The 23,201-nt window shown below is 73.0% G+C and carries 19 protein-coding genes; 12 read left to right on the top strand and 7 right to left on the bottom strand.

What is annotated here, in order from left to right; translation table 11 throughout:
* Positions 1 to 306: 306 nt before the first annotated feature.
* A complete protein-coding gene (locus P2H44_RS06710) occupies positions 307 to 1,515 on the bottom strand; it encodes an NAD(P)/FAD-dependent oxidoreductase (RefSeq protein WP_275762693.1) in 1,209 nt (402 codons plus the stop codon).
* An 89-nt stretch (positions 1,516 to 1,604) separates the two neighbouring features.
* Complete coding sequence (gene ssb / locus P2H44_RS06705) at positions 1,605 to 2,153, bottom strand: single-stranded DNA-binding protein (protein ID WP_275762692.1); 549 nt, start codon at positions 2,151 to 2,153, stop codon at positions 1,605 to 1,607.
* Between the two features lie 228 nt (positions 2,154 to 2,381).
* Between ssb and ppk2 the strand changes: the two genes are divergently transcribed.
* From ppk2 to P2H44_RS06680, 5 genes are all read left to right on the top strand, one after another.
* The gene (ppk2, locus tag P2H44_RS06700; RefSeq protein ID WP_275762691.1) at positions 2,382 to 3,392 is read left to right on the top strand and encodes a polyphosphate kinase 2; all 1,011 of its coding nucleotides are present in this window, start codon (positions 2,382 to 2,384) and stop codon (positions 3,390 to 3,392) included.
* A 125-nt stretch (positions 3,393 to 3,517) separates the two neighbouring features.
* A complete protein-coding gene (locus tag P2H44_RS06695; RefSeq protein ID WP_275762690.1) occupies positions 3,518 to 4,390 on the top strand; it encodes a DUF2927 domain-containing protein in 873 nt (290 codons plus the stop codon).
* A 217-nt stretch (positions 4,391 to 4,607) separates the two neighbouring features.
* Positions 4,608 to 4,886, top strand: coding sequence for a PepSY domain-containing protein (locus P2H44_RS06690; protein ID WP_275762688.1), 279 nt, complete (start codon positions 4,608 to 4,610; stop codon positions 4,884 to 4,886).
* Positions 4,886 to 5,488, top strand: a complete 603-nt coding sequence (locus P2H44_RS06685; RefSeq protein WP_275762687.1) for a cytochrome b/b6 domain-containing protein — start codon at positions 4,886 to 4,888, stop codon at positions 5,486 to 5,488. The genes P2H44_RS06690 and P2H44_RS06685 overlap by 1 nt, the downstream gene beginning before the upstream one ends.
* Before the next feature lie 47 nt (positions 5,489 to 5,535).
* Positions 5,536 to 6,039, top strand: a complete 504-nt coding sequence (locus P2H44_RS06680) for a helix-turn-helix transcriptional regulator (RefSeq protein ID WP_275762686.1) — start codon at positions 5,536 to 5,538, stop codon at positions 6,037 to 6,039.
* Here the strand turns inward: P2H44_RS06680 and P2H44_RS06675 are convergent.
* Together P2H44_RS06675 and P2H44_RS06670 are read right to left on the bottom strand one after the other, a co-directional pair.
* Complete coding sequence (locus P2H44_RS06675; protein ID WP_275762685.1) at positions 6,029 to 7,348, bottom strand: calcium-binding protein; 1,320 nt, start codon at positions 7,346 to 7,348, stop codon at positions 6,029 to 6,031. The genes P2H44_RS06680 and P2H44_RS06675 overlap by 11 nt on opposite strands.
* Positions 7,349 to 7,481: 133 nt before the next feature.
* Positions 7,482 to 8,759, bottom strand: a complete 1,278-nt coding sequence (locus P2H44_RS06670; protein ID WP_275762684.1) for a calcium-binding protein — start codon at positions 8,757 to 8,759, stop codon at positions 7,482 to 7,484.
* Between the two features lie 375 nt (positions 8,760 to 9,134).
* Between P2H44_RS06670 and uvrA the strand changes: the two genes are divergently transcribed.
* The 3 genes from uvrA (at position 9,135) to coaD (ending at position 13,357) form a co-directional block, all read left to right on the top strand.
* Positions 9,135 to 12,014 carry an excinuclease ABC subunit UvrA gene (uvrA, locus tag P2H44_RS06665; RefSeq protein ID WP_275762683.1) on the top strand — a complete coding sequence of 960 codons (2,880 nt, stop codon included), beginning with the start codon at positions 9,135 to 9,137 and terminating at the stop codon, positions 12,012 to 12,014.
* Between the two features lie 105 nt (positions 12,015 to 12,119).
* Positions 12,120 to 12,554, top strand: coding sequence for a CBS domain-containing protein (locus P2H44_RS06660; RefSeq protein WP_275762682.1), 435 nt, complete (start codon positions 12,120 to 12,122; stop codon positions 12,552 to 12,554).
* A gap of 293 nt (positions 12,555 to 12,847) precedes the next feature.
* Complete coding sequence (gene coaD, locus P2H44_RS06655; RefSeq protein ID WP_275762681.1) at positions 12,848 to 13,357, top strand: pantetheine-phosphate adenylyltransferase; 510 nt, start codon at positions 12,848 to 12,850, stop codon at positions 13,355 to 13,357.
* A gap of 99 nt (positions 13,358 to 13,456) precedes the next feature.
* Here coaD and P2H44_RS06650 read toward each other — a convergent pair whose 3' ends face one another.
* On the bottom strand, positions 13,457 to 15,889 hold the full coding sequence (locus P2H44_RS06650; RefSeq protein ID WP_275762680.1) for a putative bifunctional diguanylate cyclase/phosphodiesterase: 2,433 nt from the start codon (positions 15,887 to 15,889) through the stop codon (positions 13,457 to 13,459).
* Positions 15,890 to 16,399: 510 nt separating this feature from the next.
* Here P2H44_RS06650 and P2H44_RS06645 point away from each other — a divergent pair.
* On the top strand, positions 16,400 to 16,888 hold the full coding sequence (locus P2H44_RS06645) for a peptidylprolyl isomerase (protein WP_275762889.1): 489 nt from the start codon (positions 16,400 to 16,402) through the stop codon (positions 16,886 to 16,888).
* Between the two features lie 120 nt (positions 16,889 to 17,008).
* Here the strand turns inward: P2H44_RS06645 and P2H44_RS06640 are convergent, their stop codons facing one another.
* A complete protein-coding gene (locus P2H44_RS06640) occupies positions 17,009 to 17,569 on the bottom strand; it encodes a hypothetical protein (protein ID WP_275762679.1) in 561 nt (186 codons plus the stop codon).
* Between the two features lie 612 nt (positions 17,570 to 18,181).
* Between P2H44_RS06640 and queA the strand changes: the two genes are divergently transcribed.
* Positions 18,182 to 19,243, top strand: a complete 1,062-nt coding sequence (gene queA / locus P2H44_RS06635; protein ID WP_275762678.1) for a tRNA preQ1(34) S-adenosylmethionine ribosyltransferase-isomerase QueA — start codon at positions 18,182 to 18,184, stop codon at positions 19,241 to 19,243.
* Positions 19,244 to 19,321: 78 nt separating this feature from the next.
* On the opposite strand, the gene P2H44_RS06630 is transcribed toward queA, so the two are convergent.
* Positions 19,322 to 20,698: a calcium-binding protein gene (locus tag P2H44_RS06630; protein WP_275762677.1), complete on the bottom strand. Its 1,377-nt coding sequence runs from the start codon at positions 20,696 to 20,698 to the stop codon at positions 19,322 to 19,324.
* A gap of 259 nt (positions 20,699 to 20,957) precedes the next feature.
* Here P2H44_RS06630 and P2H44_RS06625 point away from each other — a divergent pair, with 259 nt between their 5' ends.
* Positions 20,958 to 22,436: an MFS transporter gene (locus P2H44_RS06625; RefSeq protein WP_345798979.1), complete on the top strand. Its 1,479-nt coding sequence runs from the start codon at positions 20,958 to 20,960 to the stop codon at positions 22,434 to 22,436.
* Positions 22,437 to 22,589: 153 nt separating this feature from the next.
* On the top strand, positions 22,590 to 23,168 hold the full coding sequence (locus P2H44_RS06620; RefSeq protein ID WP_275762675.1) for a DUF924 family protein: 579 nt from the start codon (positions 22,590 to 22,592) through the stop codon (positions 23,166 to 23,168).
* Positions 23,169 to 23,201 lie beyond the last annotated feature (33 nt).

Raw genomic sequence — 23,201 nt, 5'->3', positions numbered from 1 at the left:
CCGTCTCTCGCTGATGGATGCCTGAGCGACTCGCGCCCCGGGGTCAAGGACAAGCCCGCGCAGGCGCGGGTCGCTTCGCGATCCCTGACCCCGGGGCGCGAGTCGCTCTTTCCGGCATCCGCGAGAGACGGCTCCGGAGAACAGGCGCTATGCGAGGGCCGCGGGGGGCGCGCCTGGGCGCGAGGTCTGCAGGCGGGGAGACGGGGGCCGCGGGCGCAGGCGCGGGGGGGCGCCGCGGGCGAGGGGGCGGCCGCGGGCGCGACGGGGGACGCGGCGCCTGCGAAGGGGCGCGGGCGAGGCGCGGCGTCAGAGGGTCTTGAGGTCGGCGGCGGAGTCGGCGAGGGCGTCCGGGGCGGGGGAGTGGCCGGACTCGAGCCAGCGCTTGCCGGTCATGTAGCCGCGCGGGTCGTTCATCGCGTCGACGGCGATCAGCTCCGCCCCGCGGAAGTACCAGTGGCTGATCGAGCCCTCGCGCGCGCCGGGGCGCGTCACGATCCGGGTCCAGTCCTTCGCGAGGCCCGCGATCTGCAGCTTCACGTCGTACTGGTCGGACCAGAACCACGGCATCGGGTCGTAGGCGACCTCGGCTCCCAGCATCGCGCGGGCGCAGGCGGCGCCCTGGTCGATGGCGTTGGGCACCGACTCCAGCCGCACCCGCGCGCCCCGCCAGGGGAAGGAGGCGCAGTCGCCCGCCGCGTAGAGGTCGGGCAGGGAGGTGCGGCAGGACGCGTCCACCGCGATCCCGTCGTCGATCGCGCAGCCGGCGGCCGCGGCGAGCTCGACGTTCGGGTGCACGCCGATGCCGACCACGGCGAAGTCGACCTCCAGCGTCTCGCCGGTGGAGAGGACGGCGCGCGTCAGGCGCCCGGCCTCGCCCTCCAGGCGCTCGAGCCCCACGCCCTCGCGCAGGTCGACGCCGTGCGCGCGGTGCAGGGCCGCGAACCAGGCGGCCGTCTCCGCGCAGGCGACGCGGCCGAGGATGCGGGGGGCGGCCTCGATCAGGGTGACCGAAAGGCCGAGCTTTGCGGCGACCGCCGCGGCCTCGAGCCCGATGTAGCCGCCGCCGACCACCAGCAGGCGCCGCCCCGGCTCGAAGGCCGCGCGCATGGCGTCGACGTCGGCGAGGGTGCGCACGGGGTGGACGCCGGCGAGCGCTCCGCTCATCGCCTCGGGCAGCAGCCGGGGGCGCGCGCCGGTGGCGAAGGCGAGCTTGTCGAAGGGCAGGGTCTCGCCGTCGGCCAGCGTCACGGTCTTCGCGGCGGCGTCGATCTCGGCGACGCGGGCCGAGGGGCGCACGTCGATGTCGCGCTCGGCGAAGAAGGCCTCGGGGCGCAGCAGCAGCCGGTCCCGGGTCATCTCGCCCAGCAGGTATTTCTTGGAGAGGGGCGGGCGCTGGTAGGGGGCCGCGCCCTCGTCGCCCAGAAGCGTCACGGGGCCCGCGTGGCCCTCGGCCCGCAGGGTCTCGACGATCGAGGCGCCGGCCTGGCCGGCGCCCACCACGATGATGCCGCTCATGGCGATCTCCCTGGGGGATCTTTTCGGGCGGGCGCCGCCTTCGGGGCGCGCGCCGCCGTCCTGTCGTCCGGCGCCCGGGGGCGCGGTCCTCAGAACGGGATGTCGTCGTCCATGTCGGAGGAGCCGCCGCCGCCCCCGCCGAAGCCGCCGCCGCCGGAGCGCCCGCCGCCGCCGCCGCCGCCTCCGTAGGAGCCGCCGCCGCCGCCCGAACCGCCGCCGAAGTCGCCGCCGCGGTCATAGCCGCCGCCGCCCCCGCCGCCGAAGTCGCCGCCGCCGCCCTGGCCGCCGGCCGGGTCGAGGAAGGTCAGCTCGCCCCGGAACGGGCGCAGCACGACCTCGGTCGAGTAGCGGTCCTGGCCGGACTGGTCCTGCCACTTGCGGGTCTCGAGCTGGCCCTCGACGTAGACCTTCGAGCCCTTCTTGAGGAAGCGCTCGGCGTTGTTGGCCAGCGCCTCGTTGAAGATGGCGACCGAGTGCCACTCGGTCCGCTCGCGACGCTCGCCGGTGTTCTTGTCCCGCCAGGTCTCGGAGGTGGCGATGCGCAGGTTGCACACCTTGCCCCCGTTCGCGAACGTCCGAACTTCCGGGTCGCGCCCGAGATTGCCGATCAGGATGACCTTGTTGACGCTGCCCGCCATGTCCCTCGCTCTCCGTCCGTCGGGGGTCGAGGCCCCGATCCGCGTCTCCTCTCCGGCCTGCCGCTCGGCGCCGCCGGGTGGGCGCATTCGAGTCGAATCCGGGTTAGCCGGACGTTAACGGGGCGCGGGCCAAGAGGCCATGGGCGGCGCGGGCGGTTGACCCCGCGGCCCGGGGATGACGTCATGACAGGGTCGCGGGCCGGCTGCGGCGAGACCGGAGGATCGAGAATGGCCGACACGCCGAAGTCCGACCCGCCCCGTCCCAACGGCGCGCAGGATCCCGCCGCGGCGGCGCCCGCGGCGGGCCGGCGGCGCAAGGCCGGCGCGGCGGCGGCCGGCCCGGCCGGCGCGCCGCCCGACCATCCCCCCACCCTGGCCGAGCGGCGCCACGACCCCGACCAGATCCGGCGCGCCTTCGAGACGGGGGCCTTCCCCTACAAGGCCAAGATGCGCCGCCCCGCCTACGAGGCGCACAAGGCCGAGCTGCAGGTGGAGCTGCTGAAGGTCCAGCGCTGGGCCAAGGACACCGGCCAGCGCATCGTGATCCTGTTCGAGGGGCGGGACGCCGCCGGCAAGGGCGGCGCGATCAAGCGGTTCATGGAGCATCTCAATCCCCGCGGCGCCCGGGTGGTGGCGCTGGAGAAGCCGACCGAGACCGAGCGCGGGCAATGGTACTTCCAGCGCTACGTGAGCCAGCTGCCCACGGCGGGGGAGATCGTGCTCTTCGACCGCTCCTGGTACAACCGCGCGGGGGTGGAGAAGGTGATGGGCTTCTGCACGCCCCACGAATACCTCGAGTTCATGCGCCAGGCGCCGGAGCTGGAGCGGATGCTGACCCGCTCGGGCATCCGCCTCTTCAAGTACTGGTTCTCGGTGACGCGGGAGGAGCAGCGCAAACGCTTCAAGGCGCGCGAGACCGACCCGCTGAAGCAGTGGAAGCTGAGCCCCATCGACCTCGCCAGCCTCGACAAGTGGGACGCCTACACCGAGGCGAAGGAGGCGATGTTCTTCTACACCGACACCGCCGACGCGCCCTGGACCATCGTGAAGTCCGACGACAAGAAGCGCGCGCGGATCAACTGCATGCAGGACCTGCTGTCGCGGCTGCCCTATCCGGACAAGAACCGCGCCGCGGTGCGCGCGCCCGACCCGCTGATCGTGGGCCAGTCGGCGCATGTGGTGCATCGCGACGACCCTGCGCCCGGCCCGGCGGGGGAGGCGGCGGCGGACCCGGGCTGACCCGGGCTGACCCCGCGGGCCGGCGCGCGGGCGGCACGCGGGCGGCGACGGATCGCGGCGCGCCGGCGGCGGGGGCCAGCGTCATCGCGATTGCCGGCCGCGGCGGGGGCGGCTAGGCAGTGTTCATGATTGCTTCATGCCGCATTGCCGCGCCCGCCCTCCTCCTTCTCTCGCTTCTTGCGCTGGGCGCCTGCGGACGCGGCTCGGCGGAGCTCTCGACGGCCTATGCCGGCCGGCTCGACGCGCTGCGCCAGCAGGGCCTGGGCCGCACGGACGCGGCGCCGGCCGACGCGCCCTGGGGCGCCGAGGAGCTGGCGCGCAACTTCGCGCGCGTGGTGCACGCCAAGGACCATCCCCGCCGCGAGGAGCAGCCGCTGCGGAAGTGGCGCGTGCCGGCGCTCTATCGCTTCTACCACGGCGACGCCGGGCCCGACGAGGCGGAGCGGGCGCACATGGCCGATCTCGCGCGCCGGATCTCCGCCGCGACCGGCCTCGAGGTGCGCGAGGCGCGGGAGCTGGAGGACGCCAACCTCTTCATCCTGCATCTCGACTACGAGGAGCGGGAGGCGCTGCTGCGCACGGCCGACGTCGATGAGGACGACGCGGACATGACCGAAATCCACGAGCTGATCGGCGAGACCCATGGCAACGAGAACAACCTGTGCATGTTCAGCACCGGCTGGGACACGGGCGACGACGAGCGCTGGACCTCGATCGCGGTGACCGTGATCCGCTCGGAGCTGCCGACGGACTGGCGGATGAGCTGCCTCGACGAGGAGGTGACGCAGATGTTCGGGCCGCAGTACGACCACCCCGAGGTGCGCCCCTCGATGTTCAACGACGACGAGGAGTTCCTCTACCTCACCGACCACGACGAGGCGATGCTGAGGCTGATCTACGACCCGCGCCTGCGCTCGGGCATGACGCTGGCGCAGACCACGCCGATCGTGCGCGAGATCCTGGCCGAGGGGCGGATCGTGCCGGCGCCGGGGAGCTGAGGCGGCCGCGTCGGGCATGACGGGGGCGGGGCGCGCGGAGGCTGACCCGGGCGCCGCGTCCGCCTGTCGGGTGAGCGCGCCAACCCGCTGTTTCCGGGCATAAACCTTCGGCCTATGCCGCCCGGCCGGGGCCTTCGGCGGATGGCGGCGCGGGGGCGCGGCGCTCAGGTGGGAAGGGCCGGCGCGCGTCGTCGGCGTCCATTGAAGGAGACCCCCGATGATCCGTTCCCGCAAGCTGCGCCCCGCCGCGGCCGCCGCCGCGCTCGCCGTCCTGCCCGTCCTGGCGCTGGCCCAGGCCGCCCCGCGTCCCGCCGTCGGCGACGTGGTGGGCGACACGCCCGAGGCCGTGCGCGCCGCCCTGGTCGCGAAGGGCTGCGAGGTGCGCAAGACCGACCAGGAGGACGGCATGCTGGAGGTCTACGCGCTGTGCGGCGGCGAGCGGCTGGAGATCTACGTCTCCGGCGGCAAGATCGCCCGCGTGAAGGCCGACGACTGATGGCGGGGGAGCGCGAGGGCGCCCCCCGTCCCCCCTCCGGCGCGGCGCCCGCCGCGCCGGGGGCGGGCGGTTTCTGGAGCCTGGGCGTGCGGGTCTTCCACTGGAGCCTCGTCACGCTGTTCGCCCTGAACTTCCTGATCCTGGACGAGGAGTCGGCCCTGCACGAATGGGCGGGCTTCGGCGTGGGCGCGCTGCTGGCCTTCCGGCTGGTCTACGGGCTGGTCGGGCCGCGGCGGGCGCGCTTCGCGTCCTTCCCGCCCTCGCTCTCGGCGGCGGCCGACCACGCGCGGGCGCTGCTGCGCTGGCGGCCGGAGGCGCGGGGCGCCTCGCACAACCCGCTGGGGGCGCTGATGGTGTGGAACCTGCTCGCGACCCTCGCGGTGATCGTCGCGACCGGGGTGATGATGACCACCGACGCGTTCTGGGGCGTGGAGTGGGTCGAGGAGGTGCACGAGGCCGCCGCGAACTGGGCCGCGCTGAGCGTGCTGGTCCACGTGGCGGGGGTCGCGACGGAATGCCTGCGTTCCGGGACGCACGTGATCGGCGATATGCTGGGCCCATGGGCGGAACGCATGCTGATCGGTCGGGGCGAACGCTCCTGACCCTGTGGGAGGGGGCCCGCGCCGGACGGCGCGGGGCCCGCCGGGCGTTGGGGCTGGTCGCGCTGATCGGCCTGCAGGCGCTGGCGGCGCTGTTCTTCGTGGCGGACGTCACGGCCGATCTCGCCGCGGGCGAGGGGGCCGACCCCCACGCCCTGGTCGAGCTGGCGGCGGTGGCGCTGCTGGTGGCGGGCGTGGGGCTGATGGGGGCCGAGCTGCGCCGGGTGCTGTCCGACCAGGCGCGGATGGACGACCAGATCGCGCTCGCCGCCGGCGCCTTCCAGCAGATGCTGGACCGCCGCTTCGAGGACTGGCGCCTGACGCCGGCCGAGCGGGAGGTGGCGCTGTTCGCGCTCAAGGGCCTGAACATCGCCCGCATCGCCGAGCTGCGCGGCGCCCGCGAGGGCACGGTGAAGGCGCAGCTCTCCTCGGTCTACGCCAAGGCCGGCGCGGCCGGGAAGCACGAGCTGCTGGCGGGCTTCGTCGAGGATTTCCTGGACCGCGCCGAGAGCGGCTCGGCACGGTCCGGCCCGGACGGGGACGTCAGAAGATGAACTCGGCCCCGCCATACTGCGCGACGAAGAACCCCTGAAGCTCTAGGCTGCCGTCGCCCCCCAGCGCGTCGAGGTCGATGATCGAGCCGCCGGCGACGTCATGGGCCGCGGCCTGCACCTGCGCGACCTTGCCGGTTCCGGTGATCGACAGCCGGGTCAGGTCGATCACGTCGACCTCGTTCTCGAAATCCGTGATCACGTCGTCGCCGGAATGCTTGCCGATGCGGAACACGTCCGACAGCGAGCCGCCGGTCATCTGGTCGTCGCCGGCGCCGCCGACGATGGTGTCGAGGCCCGCGCCGCCGGTCAGGTCGTCGTCGCCGCCCTTGCCGCGGATCACGTCGAAGCCGCCCCCGCCCTCGACCGTGTCCTCGCCGTCGCCGCCCACGACGGTGTCGTTGTCGTCGCCGCCGATGATGCGGCCCTCGACGACCGAGCCCTTGCCGCCGCGGTAGAGGTCGTTGCCCGCGCCGAGGGTCAGGTCGCCGTGGATCGCGCCGCCCTGGTTGAAGACCTTGTCCGCGGTGCCGCCCATGTCGACGTCGCCGAAGATCAGGCCGTCGCCGTTGTGCAGGCGGTCGGCGTCGTCGGACATGGAGACGTCGCCCTGGATCTCGCCGCCGCCGTTGCGCAGCACGTCCTCGCCGTCCTGCAGGTGAATGTCGCCGTCGATCAGGCCGCCGTTGCGCAGCAGGTCGTCGCCGCCCAACTGGTCGACGTCGCCGATCATCGTGCCGAAGTTGCGCACCACGTCCCGGTCGTCGATGTCGCCGCCGAAGGACTTGGCGCCCGAGATCGTGCCGTGGTTGACTAGGGTCGGCGCGCGCGTGCCTGAGAAGCCCCAGATCTCGACCCCGATCCCGAACGCGTCGAGCGCGGCGATCGAGCCGGTGTTGAAGACCGTGCCCCTGCCGACCATCTCGATCCCGCGCTCGTGGGCGAGGATCGAGCCGGCGTGCATCACCTCGACGTGGTTGCCGTAGACGTAGATGCCGCGCCAGGCCTGGATCTCGCCATAGGCGCCGACGGTCCCGTCGTCCTGGTCCATCCGGACGCCCCGGAAGGCGGAGACGATCAGCGACTCGGCGCCCAGCTGCAGGTTCGAGGCGTTGTAGAGGCGCACGCCGTAGTCGTTGGCGTAGATCGCGCCCTCGACCCAGACGTTGGCCGTGCCGCCGACCGGGCCCACGATGCCGCTGTCCTCGAAGGACGTCAGCACGCCGGTTCGCGGCAGGATCGCCTCGACCCCGGAGGCCAGCGTGTGGACCGTGGCGGCGGAGGAGGCGGAGGCGAGAAGGGTTATGGCCATGTCGAAATCTCCACGCGGCGCCGCGCGGCGCCGGGGTTGGGGAAAGACCCGGCGCGACGTGGCTGCGCGACGGGGGGCGGCGGGGGGCCGCCGGACCCCGGGCGGACGGGGGGAGCGGCGGCGCGAGGCGCGGTCAGAACAGGAACTCGGCCCCGCCGTACTGGGAGACCGCGAGGCCCTGGAGCTCGAGGCTGCCGTCGCCCCCCAGCGCGTCGAGGTCGATGATCGAGCCGCCGTCGACGTCGTGCGCCGCGGCCTGCACCTGGGCGACCTTGCCGGACCCGGTGATCGACAGCTTGCGCAGGTCGACCACGTCGACCTCGTTCTCGAAATCGGTGATGACGTCGTCGCCGGAGTGCTTGCCGACGCGGAACAGGTCCGAGAGCGAGCCGCCGGTCATCTCGTCGTCGCCGCCGCCGCCCACGATCGTGTCGAGGCCGGCGCCGCCCTTGAGGACGTCGTCGCCGCCCTTGCCCTTGATCAGGTCGAAGCCGCCGCCGCCCTCGACCGTGTCCTCGCCGTCGCCCCCCACGACCGTGTCGTTGTCGTCGCCCGCGATGATGCGGCCCTCGACGACGGAGCCCCGACCGCCACGGTAGAGGTCGTTGCCCGAGCCCAGGTCCACGTCGCCGTAGATCGCGCCGTCGCGGTTGAGGACCGTGTCGGCCGCCTCGCCCATGTCGACGTCGCCCTGGACCTCGCCGCCGTGGTTGCGCAGCAGGTCGAAGCTCTGCCGCAGGTTCACGCCGCCCAGCAGAACGCCGGTGTTGATCACCGTGTCGTCGCCCGTCGAGCCCTGGACGGCGCTGTAGAACGCGGCCTCGCTGCTGGCGATGGTTCCGGAGTTCATGACCGTCAGCCCGCCCTCGGACCCGCCGCCGGTGACGCCGGAGGTGTTGCCGACGATCGTGCCGGTGTTCAGCAGGTAGCCCCTGTCGTTGAAGGACGCGCCGATGCCGTCGCGCCCGGTGATCGATCCGTGGTTCTCGATCCGGCCGTCGTCCGAGGTCACCGCGCCGCGCTCGCCCGTCACCGTGCCGTGGTTCTCGAGCACGCCGCCGGCGTCCAGGAGCTGGGCGCCGCTGTCGTTGTTGCCCGAGATCAGGCCGTGGTTGACGATCCGGGCGCCGATCCCGGACAGCTCGACCCCGTCGCTGTCGCCCAGCGCGGCCCCGGTCGACAGCACGTGGACGTAGAGGTCGCTGGTGGAGCCGATGGCGCCGACGGCGTCGGCGTCCTCGCTGATCGCCGTGCCGGCGAGCACGTAGACCGCGCCCGCCGTGTTCGCGAACAGGAAGGCGTTGACGAACCCGGAGATCGAGATCGTCTCCCCCGCCTGGGTGAAATAGGTGCTGGCGTTGGACGAGGCGACGTACTGCGTCGTGCTCGAGCCGGTGTAATAGAAGGCCATCGATGGCATCCCCACGTTCGGCGCCGCCGCCGCGGCGCCCGCATCCCGGACGAGGGCCGTCGAGACGAAATCCCGGGTCTCCCTCGCCGCCCTCCCCCAAGGGCAGGCGGGAGGTTAACGAGGCGTCGTCGCCTGCGGCAAGAATGACGCTGGGTCAGGATTCATCATGATTTTTCGCTGCAATGCGGCGAGGTCCGAGGGCGCCGGGGCCGGGGTCCGGCCGGAGGGCTGCTGCCACCGTCCCGTCAGCAGCGACCAGCCGCCGCGCCGCCTTGCGGCGGTGTTCGCGTTTTGTTTACACTCTGAAGGACTCGCACCCGGACCCGACCGCGTTATCTAGGGCCCTTGGGCGCGAGAACGGGCGGGAGCGAGCCATTGACCGACCTCAAGACCATCTCCATCCGCGGCGCGCGCGAGCACAACCTGAAGTCCATCGACGTGGACCTGCCGCGCGACCGGCTGGTGGTGATCACGGGTCTGTCGGGCTCGGGCAAGTCCTCGCTCGCCTTCGACACGATCTACGCCGAGGGCCAGCGCCGCTACGTCGAGAGCCTGTCGGCCTACGCGCGGCAGTTCCTCGACATGATGAACAAGCCGGACGTGGACCATATCTCGGGCCTGTCGCCGGCGATCTCGATCGAGCAGAAGACCACCTCGAAGAACCCGCGCTCGACGGTGGGCACGGTCACCGAGATCTACGACTACATGCGCCTGCTGTGGGCGCGCGCCGGCACCCCCTATTCCCCCGTCACCGGCAAGCCGATCGAGGCGCAGCAGGTCTCGGACATGGTCGACCGGGTGATGGCGATGGAGGAGGGGACGCGCGCCTACCTGCTCGCCCCCGTCGTGCGCGACCGCAAGGGCGAGTACCGCAAGGAATTCGCCGAGCTGAAGAAGCAGGGCTTCCAGCGGGTGAAGGTGGACGGCGCCTTCTACGAGATCGACGACGTCCCCGCGCTCGACAAGAAGTTCCGCCACGACATCGACGTGGTGATCGACCGGATCGTGGTGCGCGAGGGGTTGGAGCAGCGCCTGGCGGACAGCTTCTCGACCGCGCTCGCGCTCGCCGACGGGATCGCCGTGGTCGAGACCGCGCCCCGCGCCGAGGAGGGGGAGGAGGCGCCCGAGCCCGAGCGCCACGTCTTCTCCGAGAAGTTCGCCTGCCCGGTCTCGGGCTTCACCATCCCCGAGATCGAGCCGCGGCTGTTCTCGTTCAACGCCCCCTTCGGCGCCTGCCCCAAGTGCGACGGCTTGGGGATGGAGCTGTTCTTCGACGAGCGGCTGGTGGTGCCTGACGAGAACCTCTCGGTCTGGGACGGGGCCATTGCACCTTGGGCGAAGTCCAAGAGCCCCTACTTCAAGCAGACCATTGAAGCCCTTGCGAAGCATTACGGTTTCGACTTCCGCACCCCCTGGCGCGACCTGCCCGAAGCGGTGCAGCAGGTGTTCCTGCGCGGCTCCGGCAAGGAGGAGATCGCCTTCCGCTACGACGAGGGCGGCCGGGTCTACACCCTCTCGCGCCCCTTCGAGGGGGTGATCCCCAACATGGAGCGGCGCTGGCGGGAGACCGACAGCAACTGGGTGCGCGAGGAGTTCGAGCGCTACCAGAACAACCGCCCCTGCGGCGCCTGCGGCGGGGCCCGCCTGAAGCCCGAGGCGCTGGCGGTGAAGATCGGCGGCGACCACATCGGGGTGGTGGCCGAGAAGTCGATCCGCGACGCGCTGGAATGGATCGAGGCGGCGCCCGAGAGCCTGTCGGCCCAGAAGAACGAGATCGCGAAGGCCATTCTGAAGGAAATCCGGGAACGCCTTGGTTTCCTTGTGAACGTCGGCCTCGACTACCTGACGCTGTCGCGCGGATCGGGGACGCTTTCTGGCGGCGAGAGCCAGCGGATCCGGCTGGCCTCGCAGATCGGCTCGGGGCTGACGGGTGTGCTCTACGTGCTCGACGAGCCCTCCATCGGCCTGCATCAGCGCGACAACGGCCGGCTGCTGGCGACGCTGAAGAACCTGCGCGACCAGGGCAACACGGTGATCGTGGTCGAGCATGACGAGGAGGCGATCCGCGAGGCGGACTACGTCCTCGACATCGGCCCCGGCGCGGGCGTCCACGGCGGCGAGATCATCGCCGAGGGCACGCCGGCCGACATAGCTTCGGCCCCGAACTCGCTGACCGGCCAGTATCTTTCCGGAAAGCGCGAGATCGCGATCCCGGCGGAGCGGCGGACCGGCAACGGCAAGTCGCTGGTGGTCGAGGAGGCCTCGGGCAACAACCTCAAGGACGTGACGGCGGAGTTCCCGCTGGGCTGCTTCGTTTGCGTCACGGGCGTCTCGGGCGGGGGCAAGTCGACCCTGACCATCGAGACGCTGTTCAAGACCGCCTCGATGCGGCTGAACGGGGCGCGCCAGACGCCGGCGCCGTGCAAGAGCCTGACGGGGCTGGAGCACCTGGACAAGGTGGTCGACATCGACCAGTCGCCGATCGGGCGCACGCCGCGTTCGAATCCAGCCACTTACACCGGGGCCTTCACCCATATCCGCGACTGGTTCGCCGGCCTGCCGGAGGCGAAGACCCGCGGCTACAAGCCCGGCCGCTTCTCCTTCAACGTGAAGGGCGGGCGCTGCGAGGCCTGCCAGGGCGACGGCGTCATCAAGATCGAGATGCACTTCCTGCCCGACGTCTACGTCACCTGCGAGACCTGCCAGGGCAAGCGCTACAACCGCGAGACGCTGGAAGTTCTCTACAAGGGCAAGAGCATAGCCGACGTTCTTGATATGACGGTCGAGGACGCGCAGGAATTCTTCAAGGCCGTTCCCGCGATCCGCGAGAAGATGGACACCCTGATGCAGGTGGGCCTGAGCTACGTGAAGGTCGGCCAGCAGGCGACGACCCTCTCGGGCGGCGAGGCGCAGCGGGTGAAGCTCGCCAAGGAGCTCTCGCGCCGGGCCACGGGGCGCACGCTCTACATCCTCGACGAGCCGACCACGGGCCTGCATTTCGAGGACGTGCGCAAGCTGCTGGAGGTGCTGCACCACCTGGTGGAGCAGGGCAACTCGATGGTGGTGATCGAGCACAACCTCGACGTCATCAAGACCGCCGACTGGCTGATCGACATCGGCCCCGAGGGCGGCGACGGCGGCGGCGAGATCGTCGCCGTGGGCACGCCCGAGGACGTGGCGAAGGAGCCGCGCTCCCACACCGGGCGCTACCTGCGCGAGATCCTGGGCGCCAAGGGGCGGGTCGCGGCGGAGTGACGGCCGGCCGCGGACGGGTCGGATCCGCCGCGCATCGCGCTTGACGCGAGGGCGGCGGCGGCGTCAGGCTTTTTCTCCCAGAAGGCGAAATCCGGGAGGAATCCGATGACCGTGGCAAGAATCCTGCGGCAGAAGGGATCGAGCGACGTCGCCACCATCGCCCCGACGCGCAGCGTGGCCGAGGCCGCCGCGCTGCTGAGCGAAAAACGCATCGGCGCGCTGGTGGTCTCGGGCGACGGATCCTCGGTCGAGGGCATCCTGTCGGAGCGCGACGTGGTCCGCTGGCTGGGGCGCGAGGGCGCCGACTGCCTGCGCCGGGTGGTGGCCGACGTGATGACCGCGAAGGTGATGTCCTGCACCCCCGCCGACGAGGTGCAGGAGATCATGAGCCGGATGACCGAGGGCCGCTTCCGCCACATGCCGGTGCTCGAGGACGGGCGCCTGGCGGGCGTGGTGTCGATCGGCGACGTGGTGAAATACCGGATGAGCCAGCTCGAGCACGAGACCGAGGCGCTGGCCGACATGATCAAGGGCTACTGACGCAGGCCCTCCGACGTCCCGGGCCGCCGGCGCGCGCCGACCGGCGGCCGATTCCCGCGGCGGCGCGGCCGCGCGCCGCCGACCGCCGGCAGGTTGACCGCGCAGGCCCGTCCCGGCGCCGTTCCGGGCCGGAAATGCGGCGGTTTCCCCGGGGCTGCCCCTCGCGTGACCTTGACCCTGAGGTCGCGATGGTGTCGCTTGCCCGCCGATCGCCGCGACGAACGCGGCGGCGCGGGCGACGGGCCTGCCGCGCCCGGCGGCCAGGCTCCAACGCGGAATGCGCGGGGAGGAACATGACGGCTGCGAAACATCGCACGGGGCTTTACCCCGGCACGTTCGATCCGGTCACCAACGGCCATCTCGACATCATCCGGCGGGCGGCGACGCTGGTCGACAAGCTCGTGATCGGGGTCGCGATCAACCGCGACAAGGGTCCGCTGTTCAACCTCGAGGAACGCACCGAGATGATCGAGGCGCAGACCGCCCCGATCGCGAAGGCCACCGGCGCCGAGATCGTCGCCGAGCCCTTCGAGAACCTGCTGATCCATTTCGCCGAGCAGGTCGGCGCCCAGGTGATCATCCGCGGTCTGCGGGCCGTCTCGGATTTCGAGTACGAATTCCAGATGGTCGGCATGAACCGGGCGATGAACGACGATGTCGAGACCCTGTTCCTGATGGCCGACGCCCATCACCAGGCGATCGCCTCGAAGCTGGTGAAGGAGATCGCGCGCCTGGGCGGGGACGTCTCCAACTTCGTGCCGCCCGAGATCCAGCAGCGCCTGATGGAGCGGCTGGGGCGCTGAGCCCGGCCTGCGGCCGGGCCTCGCGGGCGAAGCCCGCGGCGCCACGACGATCGGTTTCGCGGCCCGCGCCGGTATCCGCCGGGGCGGGCCGTTTCCATCTCAGGCCCGAACCGCGTTCAGCGGCGGGGGGGCGGGTTCCGCGGCGCGGCGGGAGCGCCGGTCGATCCCTTCGGGACGGGCGCCGGCGACGGCGGCCGCCGCGGCGTCGGCGAAGGCGCTGAGCGGGGCGCGGGCGAGGGCCGCGGCCTCGTCGGCGGCGTCGGCCTCCCAGCGCATCACCTCTCGCAGCTCGGCCTCGGGCATCGGGCGGCCGAAGTGGAAGCCCTGCAGGGTGTCGCAGCCGAGCTCGGCCATCGCGGCGGCCTGGGCGGGGGTCTCGATCCCCTCGGCGGTGACCTTCATGCCCATGCGCCGGCCGAGCGCCACGATGCCCCCGATCATGCCGCGCGCGCGGGCAGGGTTGGCGTCGAAGGCGAGCAGGAAGCTGCGGTCGAGCTTCAGGCGGTTGAACCGGAAGCGCCAGAGATAGGCCAGGCTGGAGTAGCCCGCGCCGAAATCGTCCATCGAGATCGAGACGCCGAGCGCGCGGAGCTGGGCGAGCTGACGCTCGACCGCCTCGATATCGGAGATCAGCAGGGACTCGGTCACCTCCAGCTCCAGCCGCGCGGGGGCGAGGCCGGAGGCGGCGAGGGCCGAGCGCACCGTCTCGACCAGCCGTCCGTCGCGGAACTGGGCGACCGAGAGGTTCACCGAGACCGAGAGCGGCGCGGGCCAGGCGGCGGCGACCGTCGTCGCCTCGTGCAGGGCCCAGGCGCCCAGCGCGCCGATCTGGTCCATGTCCTCGGCCGCGGGAATGAACTCGGCGGGCGAGACCGGCGCGCCGTCGCCGTCGCGCAGGCGCATCAGCGCCTCGAACCCCCGCGTGGCGCCGTCGCGGGCGCTGACCAGGGGCTGGTAGCTGAGCGAGAAGCGGCCGTGGGCGACGCCCTCGCGGATCGCGGTCTCGACGGCGCGGCGGCGCAGGACGCGATGCTCCATCTCCGGCTCGAACAGGCGGGTGCGACCGGGGCCGGCGGCCCGGGCCTCGCGCTGGGCGATCTCGGCCCGGCGCAGGGCGCCGTCGACGCCCAGGTCCCCGGGCGGCAGCAGGCAGGCGCCGATCGAGGCGCTGAGCGCGAGCGGCCGGCCGCCGTCGTCGGCGATCGGCTGGGCGACGCGGGCCGCGAGGCGGGCGAGGATGGCGGGCAGGTCGTCGGCCGCGGTCAGGCGCAGGAGGGCGGCGAAGTCGTCGGGGCCGACGCGGGCCACCAGGTCCTCCCCCCGCAGGCCCGCGCGCAGCATCCCGGCGGAGACCTTGAGCAGGGCGTCCCCGACCTCGGGCCCGTGCAGGTCGTTGGTGGCGCGGAAGCGGTCGAGGTCGATGGCGAGCACCGCCAGCCGCGCGCCATCGCGCCCCGCGTCGCGGGCGAGGCGGGCGGCGGCGCAGGCGAAGCCGGCGCGGTTGGGCAGGCCGGTCAGCGCGTCGACATAGGCGGCGTGGCGCACCCGCGCCTCGGCCTGTTCGCGGCGCCGCCGGGCGCCGAGCCAGGCGAGCGCGGGACCGGCGAAGGTGAGCGCCCCGGCGACGGCGAGCGCCGCGCCGGCCAGCGCCTGCACCCGCCCGACCCGCGCGGCGAAGCCGTCGACGTCGATGTAGACCTCGGCGTAGCCCGCCAGCGCCCCGCGGTGATCGTGGAGGGGCAGGAACACCTCCGCCACGCGGGCGGGACCGTCGGGCAGGGCGAGGGCCTGCGCCTCCTCGATCTCGACCACCTTCTCGCCGGCGCGCAGACGACGCCAGACCTCGGGCGCGAGGCGGGGGAGGGGCTGCGTCTCCACCGGCAGGAGGGCGGCGCGGACGGCGGAGGCGCCCTGGGCGAGCGCCGAGGGGGGCAGGAGGCCCGCGGCGAGGTCGGCCGCCGTCTCCCGCGTGGGTTCGAGCCCGGGGCCCGCGGCCTCGAGCCGGCCGTCGGCGTAGCCGCGCCAGCGCCAGGCGGTGGCGACGGGGGCGCCGTCGGGATCGAAGAGGCGGAAGCCGAAGGCGTCGGCCCGCGCGCCGACCTGGCGCAGGGGGTCGAGATCGGCGGCGGGCAGGCGGCCCGCGCGCAGGTGGAGGGGCAGGGTGGGGCTCGCCTCGGTCACCGAGACGGCCCAGCTCTCGACCAGGCGCAGGGCGTGGAAGCGCACGGTCTGGGCGGTGGACCAGGCCATCGCGGCGCCGACGCCGGTGACCAGCAGCAGCGCGCCCGCCACGACCAGCAGGGGCGCGAGGCTGGCACGGCGGCGCAGCGCGGCGAGGCCGGGGTCGAGGGGCAGGCTCGTGGCGTCCCCCCGCGCCGCCTCGGAGAGGGAGAGCCCGGCCGCGACGTCCTCCGGCGGCGCGAAAGCGGCCGGGAGGGGCGGCGGGGAGCCGGCGGGCGGCCGGGACGCGGCCTGGGGCGAGGGCGGATCGAGGGGGAACGGGTGAACGTCGGCCGGCGGGTTCGCACCCATCGCCGAGGCGGACGGGGCGTCTCCGGAGCTGGAGCCGGAGCGGAGGACGGCGGGGCGAGGCGCCTCCGCCGAGGGGCCGGGGACGGCGGGACCCGGGGCGGCGGGGGCAGGGAAACGCCGACCGGCCGCCGGCGCGGTCAGTCTGCGCAGCAGGCCCGCGATCCGTGCGCGAGGCTCGGCCGGCATGGGCGTCCTCCCTTCCGCTCCGCCCGCCCGTCCGAGATCGGACGGGGGGCCCTGCGCGGCCGGGACGAGCCGGCCGCGTTCCCCAAGCCGTAGCGGCAGAAGGTTTCCGATGGCTTAAGCGCTCGCCCCATGGTTGCTCGGACCGAGGGCGGGCGAGCGCCCCTCCCGCGGGCTTCATTTGACCCCGATCCGCATCCGCGCTAGGCCGACGGCCCGGCGGCGCCTGCAAGCGGGCGGCCGCCGTCGTCCCAGGCTGGGAGGAGCCCTGCAAGGATGAGACGCCTGTTCGCCGCGCTGCTCGCGCTGACCCTTTCCGCGCCGCTGATGGAGGCCCACGCCGTGGAGCTGCAAGACCCCGAGAACACCCTGGTGATCGAGCTGAAGGACGGCCCGGTCTACATCCAGCTCCTGCCCCAGGTGGCGCCCAAGCATGTCGAGCGCATCAAGCAGCTCGCCCGCGAGGGCTTCTACGACGGCATCGTCTTCCACCGCGTGATCGAGGGCTTCATGGCCCAGACCGGCGACCCGACGGGCACCGGGCGCGGCGGCTCGAAGTACGAGGATCTGCCGGCGGAGTTCTCCTCGGTCCCGTTCGAGCGGGGCACGGTGGGCATGGCGCGCTCGCAGAGCCCGAACTCGGGCAACAGCCAGTTCTTCATCATGTTCGCGCCGGGCCACTTCCTGAACGGCCAGTACACGGTGTGGGGCCAGGTGATCGAGGGCATGGACAAGGTCGACGCGATCACCCGGGGCGAGCCGCCGCGCAACCCCGACAAGATGGTCGACGTCTACGTGGCCGCCGACAAGAAGTGATCGCCCCCGCGGCGTGACCGGAAGCCCCCCTCGCGGGGGCTTCCTTCGTTTCGGGGGGCGCGCCGGGGGCGAGGGGGCGGTCTCGGGGGGCGTCGAACCCCCGCTCGACCGCGCGGCGCCCTAGGCGCCGCCGCCCGCCGTCCGGCGCAGCGCCCAGGCGCAGACCAGGGCGAACAGCACGTGCCCGGCCAGCGCCACCCAGGTGATGCCGATGAAGCCCAGCATGAACGGGTTTCCGTTCACCCACCCTGCCATGATCCCCAGCGCGAAGATCCACAGCGCCACGCCCCACAGGGCGGCGGCGGCGAGCTCGGGCAGGGCGGGGACCAGGCGGCGGGCCAGCGGGCGGGCGATCAGCAGCCAGCCCAACGGGTAGGCGAGAAGGCCCGCGATGTAGTGCAGCAGGTGCGCGCCGCCGGCCGAGTCCCAGCCGAACAGGGTCTGCAGGGTCTGGCGGGCGAGCGGCACGGGCGCGAGGGCCGCGCCCCCCAGCAGCGGGCTGATCGCCTGGCCGTAGAGGTCGAAGGCGACGGTCGCCGCCGCGCCCGCGCCGAGCACGGCCAACGCGGCCTGGCCGGGCCGGGCGAGGACGCGGCCGGGGGAGAGCGGGTCGTCCGCGGCGAGGCCGGGAGAGGCGACGGGGGACGGAGCGGCGGCGGAGATGCGGTCTGCGGCGGTCATCTGGGCGATCCCTCTGGGTTGGGCTGGGCGACGCCGACCGGGCGCCGCGGAAACCGATCTGGCGCCTGCCGCCCGCGGCCGCAGCGCAGATTTCATCCGCCTGACGGGATGGTCATCCGCCGCGACGGATCGGGAGAGCCAGCGTGAACGGGACGTGAGCGCTCGAGCGGCGCGGCCGGAGCGTGTCCGCGGCGGCGATCTTCGTTTCCGCTCAGAGCCTTCGCCCGATCGCGCGCGCCGTGCCGCGAGGGGCCTAGCCTATTCTCGCAAAATCGCCGTGAAATAGAGGGCGGCGCGCTCCTCTCCGGCGCGTGGGCCGGCGGGGGCGGCCCGGCGACTCGGGGCCAGGCCGCTCGCCACCCCTCCCGGTCGTTCCGCGTCGGGTTTCCCGGGTCCGATCCTCGGAAACGCGCCTCCCGAGGCGGTCGCGGCCCGGCCCCTGCGCAGCCGTCCGGGGGCGCCCGTCCGCCCTCCCGCCCAAGCCCGCCCGCAGGGCGCCTGCGGGCCCGGTTTCCCGACCGCCGGAGGCGGGCGGCGCGGGGGCGGTCTTGACCTTCGGGCGGGGAGCGGCCAGAGGGGCCTCGCCCCCTTCCGCCGCGACCCGAGGCCCCGATGCGCGTCGACGATTTCGACTTCGACCTGCCCGAAGAGCTGATCGCCCTGCGCCCGGTGCGCCCGCGCAGCTCGGCGCGGATGCTGGTGGCGCAGGACGGGCGGATCGACGACCGGCGCGTCTCGGACCTGCCCTCGCTGCTGCGGCCCGGCGACCTGCTGGTGTTCAACGACACCAAGGTGATCCCCGCGCGCCTGTTCGGCGAGCGGCGGCGCGACAGCGCGGACGGCAGCGGGGTGGCGAAGATCGAGGCGACGCTCCTCTCGCGCGAGGGGCCCGACGCGTGGGAGGCGCTGGCCCGCCCCGCCAAGCGCCTGCGCGAGGGCGACCGGCTGGTCTTCGGCCCGCCGGGCGCGGAGCTGGGCGCGACGGTCGCGGCGAAGGGCGAGGCGGGGGCGGTGCGGCTGGTCTTCGAGGCGTCGGGTCCCGCGCTCGACGCCGCGATCGCGGCCGCGGGGGTGATGCCCCTGCCGCCTTACATCGCCCACCGCCGCCCCGCCGACGAGAAGGACGCCGAGGACTACCAGACCGTCTTCGCCGAGCGGCCGGGCGCGGTGGCCGCGCCCACCGCCTCGCTGCATTTCGATGCGCCGCTGCTCGCCGCGCTGGCGGCGGCGGGGGTGAACTCGACCCGCCTGACGCTCCATGTCGGCGCCGGCACCTTCCTGCCGGTGAAGGTCGAGGACGTGGAGAGCCACAAGATGCACTCCGAATGGGGCGAGGTCCCCGAGAGCGCGGCCGAGGCGGTGAACGCCGCCCGAGCGGCCGGGGGCCGGGTGATCCCGGTGGGCACCACCGCGCTGCGCCTGCTGGAGACTGCGGGGACCGAGGACCGAAGGCTCGAGCCCTGGGTCGGGGACACCGACATCTTCATCCGCCCCGGCCACCGCTTCCGCGTGGCGGACGGGCTGATGACGAACTTCCACCTGCCGCGCTCGACCCTGCTGATGCTGGTCTCGGCGCTGGTTGGGGTGGAGCGGGCGCGCGAGATCTACGCCCACGCCATCGCGCAGCGCTACCGGTTCTATTCCTACGGGGATTCCTCGCTGCTGTTCCCCTGAGGGGGCTGCGCGCACGAGACGACCCGCCGGCGGTCGGCCGGCGGGTCGTTTCGGCGTCGGCGGAGGGACGCTCGTCGGTCAGCCTGCGATCAGCACGTCGATCTCGAGGTTGAACTCGGCCGCCACGCCCTCGACCAGGATGGTCTGGCCGCCGGCGGTGGCCACGTCGATGCGCACGTCGTCGCCGACCACGGTTGCGGTCACGTCGGCGGGGTTCACGCCGCCCAGGATGACGATGCCGTCCTGGCCGATCTCGAAGTCGGTGATCACGTCGTCGCCGAAGGCGCCGGCGAAGAAGAAGTTGTCGACCGCCGCGTCCGCCTCGCCGCCCTTGAGGTTGCCCGAGAGCACGTCGTCGCCCGAGCCGCCGAAGATGAAGTCGGCGCCGCCGCCCCCGTTCACCACGTCGTCGCCCGCGCCGCCGAACAGCTGGTCGATCTCGTCGCCCGCGATCACCGTGTCGTTTCCGGCGCCGCCGTAGGCGTAGTTCACGCCGCTGCCGGCCTTGACGAGATCGTCGCCCGCGCCGCCCTCGACATGGTCCGAGCCGCCCTGGCCGTAGACCTTGTCGTCGCCCTTGCCGCCGTAGATCTCGTCGCCCGCGGCGCCGCCCTTCAGGCGGTCCTCGCCGGCGTCGCCGTAGATCTCGTCGTACTGGTCGCCGCCCACGGCGCGGTCGTTGCCGTCGCCGCCGAACATGCGGTCGCCGCCGTCGCCCCCGACCAGCCGATCGTCGCCGGCCTCGCCCCACATCTTGTCGAAGCCCTTGCCGCCCTTGACCAGGTCGTCGCCCTGGCCGCCGTAGAGGATGTCGCGGTCGTCGCCGCGCAGCTCGTCCTCGCCCTGGCCGCCCAGCAGCAGGTCGTCGCCCTGGCCGCCCAGCAGGTCGTCGTCGCCCGAGCCGCCCTTGACCAGGTCGTCGTCGTCGCCGCCGTCGAGATGGTCGTGGTCGGCGCCGCCGCGCAGGGTGTCGTCGCCCTCGAGCCCGTAGAACCAGTCGTCGCCGGCCTTGCCGATGGCGACGTCGTCGAAGGAGCCGTTGATGTCGAAATCCTCGAACCGATCGCCGATGAACTTGTACTGCAGCGGGATCAGCAGCAGGGAGTCGAAGGTCACGTCGGGGTTGGAGGCGAGGTCGTTCATCCGCGCCAGCGGGTTGTTCAGCCCGTCGAAGGTCCAGCGGTTCTGGGGCGCCTCCTTCTCGAAGGCGGTCCAGGAGGTGACCACGCCGGTCATCCGCCCGGTGGTCGGGTCGACGCCGAAGCCGGTGCCGGTCAGGGTCTGCTTGAAGGTGACCCCGGCGTCGAAGCCGCCCTTGAAGGTCAGCACCGCCTTGGTCGACGACTTGATGGCGTACTCGGCCGAGTTCAGCGCAAGGCCGTTGACGAAGTTCGGGCCGAACCAGTGATTCTGGATCGTGACGGTGACGGTGGACAGCGGATAGGACGGGTTCATCGCGAGTCGCTCCGAATGCACGGAGGGCGCCTGCCGTGGAGCGACGTCGGTCGCGTTCCCCGCCTGCCGGCATCCGCCGGCCGCCGCCTCCCCACCAAGGTGGCGCCATTGAGCCGGACCGCGGGCGGCGATGACAATTAAACTCAGTTTATAGAGTTAAATAAGGGACGTCGCGCGGCCGGCGGCATGGGCGAGGCCCGCGACGCAAGCGCGATCCGGCGGCGCGGGACGTCGCGTCCGGATCGCCGCGGGCGCCAGAATGCGACGTTTCATGTCGCGGTTTGCAAAGACCTGCGCGGCCGCCCCGCGCAGGTTGCGCGCTCCGCACGTCCGGGCGATTCCCCGGGCCCGTCGCCCGGGCCGGAGTTCCGGGCGACGAAGCCGATCGGAGGATGTCATGCTCGGCCTTCTGCGCAACACCTGGGCGCTTCTGTTCGGCATGCTGCTGCTGATGATGGGCAACGGCATGCAGGGCTCGTTGCTCGGCATCCGCGGCGCGATCGAGGGCTTTTCGGCCGGCGAGATGTCGCTGGTGATGTCGGGCTACTTCCTGGGCTTCCTGATCATGTCGCGCGCGGCGCCGGGGATGATCCGGCGGGTGGGCCACGTGCGGGTGTTCGCGGCCATGGGCTCGATCATCTCGGCGGTGTTCATCCTCTACGCCGCGATCCCCAACGTCTGGGCCTGGGGTCTGATGCGGGTGGTGGTGGGCACCTGCTTCGCCGCCGTCTACGTGGTGGCCGAGAGCTGGTTCAACGACAGCGCCACCAACGAGAACCGCGGCAAGGCGCTGTCGCTCTACATGACCACGCAGATGCTGGGGGTGATCTCGGCCCAGGCGCTGCTGAACCTGGCCGATCCGGGCGGCTACCTGCTGTTCGTGCTGATCTCGGTGGCGGTGTCGCTCAGCTTCGCGCCGATCCTGCTGTCGGTCTCGCCCGCGCCGGTGCACCAGACCACCAAGCCGATGAGCCTGCGGGCGCTGTTCAGGGCCTCGCCGCTGGGCGTGGTGGGCACGGTGTTCCTGGGGGCGGTGTTCTCGGCGATCTTCGGCATGTCCTCGGTATACGGCACGGCCGCGGGCCTGTCGGTGGCCGAGATCTCGATCTTCGTGGCGCTGATCTACGTGGGCGGGCTGGTCAGCCAGTTCCCGGTGGGGTGGCTCTCGGACCGGATGGACCGCCGCCGCCTGATCCTGATCATGACCGCGGTCGGCGCCGCCGGCGCGCTGGCCGGCGCGCTCGCGGGCGGCTTCGTGTGGGTGGTGCTGGGCATGGCCGCGGTGATCGGCGGCGTCGCCAACCCGCTCTATTCCCTGCTGATCGCCCATACCAACGACTATCTCGAGGCCGACGACCGCGCCGCCGCCTCGGGCGGGATCCTGTTCCTCAACGGCGTGGGCGCCGTGGGCGGGCCGCTGGCGGTGGGCGCGTTGATGGAGACCTTCGGCCCCTGGGCCTTCTTCGGCTTCGTCACCGCGATGTTCGCGGCCATCGCCGGCTACGCCGCCTGGCGGATGACGCGCCGGCCCGCGGTCGCGCCGGACGACACCTTCGCCTACACGCTGGTGGCGCCGGGCGCGACGCCGGTCGCGGCCGACTACGCGCTGGAGCTGGCCGAGGAGAAGACCGAGGCCGCCGCCGTCGCCGCGGACGACGCCGACGAGGCGGCCGCCGAAGCGGAGGGCGAGCCGCGCCGTCCCGAACCCGCCGGCGCCGGAGACGACGCCCCGCGCTGAGCCGATCCACCCTCGTCGTCCGGTGCTGACGGCGGGGGGGCGTCCGCCTGGCGCCGGCGGGCGCCGCGGCCCCCGTCGCGATCATGCGGGCCCCCTTGCCCCGGGGTGCGCGCCGGCCGATCCTCCGCCCGCAACCGCGCAACGGAGACGGCCATGACCACGACCCCCGCCCAGGTGCTCGACTTCTGGTTCGACGAGCTCGGACCCGACGGCTGGTTCGGGGGCGGGCCGCGGGTGGACGACCTGATCCGCCGCCGCTTCGCCTCCGCCTGGCGCGCCGCGCGGGGCGGCGCCTTCGAGAGCTGGCAGGCCACGCCCGAGGGGACGCTGGCGCTGCTGCTGATCCTCGACCAGTTCCCGCGCAACATGCACCGCGGCTCGGGGCTGAGCTTCGCGACCGACGCGCGGGGCCTGCGGGTGGCGCGCCGGGCGCTGGCGCGCGGTCAGGACCTGGCCCTGCCGGAGGAGGCGCGGCGCTTCCTCTACCTGCCCTTCACCCATTCCGAGCGGCTGACCGACCAGGACCGCTCCGTCGGCCTGTTCGTGCGCCGGCTGGGCGTGAAGAACCGCGCCCGCAACCGCGCCCACGCGCGCGCCCATCGCGCGGTGATCGAACAGTTCGGCCGCTTCCCCTACCGCAACGAGGCGCTGGGCCGCGAGACCACCCCCGAGGAGGCCGCCTGGCTGCGCGACGTCGGCTACATGGGCGAGGTGCGCCGCTTCGGCGGCTGACCGCGCGGCCCGCGCCCGCGCGACGGGCGGGAC

The organism is Albimonas marina, assembly GCF_029223255.1.
Classification (GTDB): domain Bacteria; phylum Pseudomonadota; class Alphaproteobacteria; order Rhodobacterales; family Rhodobacteraceae; genus Albimonas.
The sequence above is the reverse complement of the archived record's forward strand: the minus strand, read 5'-3'. Positions and strand labels throughout refer to the sequence as shown.

Excerpts from the sequence above, each read along its gene's own strand:
- P2H44_RS06685 (WP_275762687.1), top strand. The coding sequence starts at position 4,886 with ATGGCGGGGGAGCGCGAGGGCGCCCCCCGTCCCCCCTCCGGCGCGGCG.
- ssb (WP_275762692.1), bottom strand. The coding sequence starts at position 2,153 with ATGGCGGGCAGCGTCAACAAGGTCATCCTGATCGGCAATCTCGGGCGC.
- P2H44_RS06660 (WP_275762682.1), top strand. The coding sequence starts at position 12,120 with ATGACCGTGGCAAGAATCCTGCGGCAGAAGGGATCGAGCGACGTCGCC.
- P2H44_RS06630 (WP_275762677.1), bottom strand. The coding sequence starts at position 20,698 with ATGAACCCGTCCTATCCGCTGTCCACCGTCACCGTCACGATCCAGAAT.
- P2H44_RS06650 (WP_275762680.1), bottom strand. The coding sequence starts at position 15,889 with ATGGGTGCGAACCCGCCGGCCGACGTTCACCCGTTCCCCCTCGATCCG.
- P2H44_RS06675 (WP_275762685.1), bottom strand. The coding sequence starts at position 7,348 with ATGGCCATAACCCTTCTCGCCTCCGCCTCCTCCGCCGCCACGGTCCAC.
- P2H44_RS06695 (WP_275762690.1), top strand. The coding sequence starts at position 3,518 with ATGATTGCTTCATGCCGCATTGCCGCGCCCGCCCTCCTCCTTCTCTCG.
- P2H44_RS06645 (WP_275762889.1), top strand. The coding sequence starts at position 16,400 with ATGGAGGCCCACGCCGTGGAGCTGCAAGACCCCGAGAACACCCTGGTG.
- coaD (WP_275762681.1), top strand. The coding sequence starts at position 12,848 with ATGACGGCTGCGAAACATCGCACGGGGCTTTACCCCGGCACGTTCGAT.
- ppk2 (WP_275762691.1), top strand. The coding sequence starts at position 2,382 with ATGGCCGACACGCCGAAGTCCGACCCGCCCCGTCCCAACGGCGCGCAG.
- P2H44_RS06710 (WP_275762693.1), bottom strand. The coding sequence starts at position 1,515 with ATGAGCGGCATCATCGTGGTGGGCGCCGGCCAGGCCGGCGCCTCGATC.
- P2H44_RS06640 (WP_275762679.1), bottom strand. The coding sequence starts at position 17,569 with ATGACCGCCGCAGACCGCATCTCCGCCGCCGCTCCGTCCCCCGTCGCC.
- P2H44_RS06690 (WP_275762688.1), top strand. The coding sequence starts at position 4,608 with ATGATCCGTTCCCGCAAGCTGCGCCCCGCCGCGGCCGCCGCCGCGCTC.
- P2H44_RS06670 (WP_275762684.1), bottom strand. The coding sequence starts at position 8,759 with ATGGCCTTCTATTACACCGGCTCGAGCACGACGCAGTACGTCGCCTCG.
- P2H44_RS06625 (WP_345798979.1), top strand. The coding sequence starts at position 20,958 with ATGCGACGTTTCATGTCGCGGTTTGCAAAGACCTGCGCGGCCGCCCCG.
- P2H44_RS06620 (WP_275762675.1), top strand. The coding sequence starts at position 22,590 with ATGACCACGACCCCCGCCCAGGTGCTCGACTTCTGGTTCGACGAGCTC.
- queA (WP_275762678.1), top strand. The coding sequence starts at position 18,182 with ATGCGCGTCGACGATTTCGACTTCGACCTGCCCGAAGAGCTGATCGCC.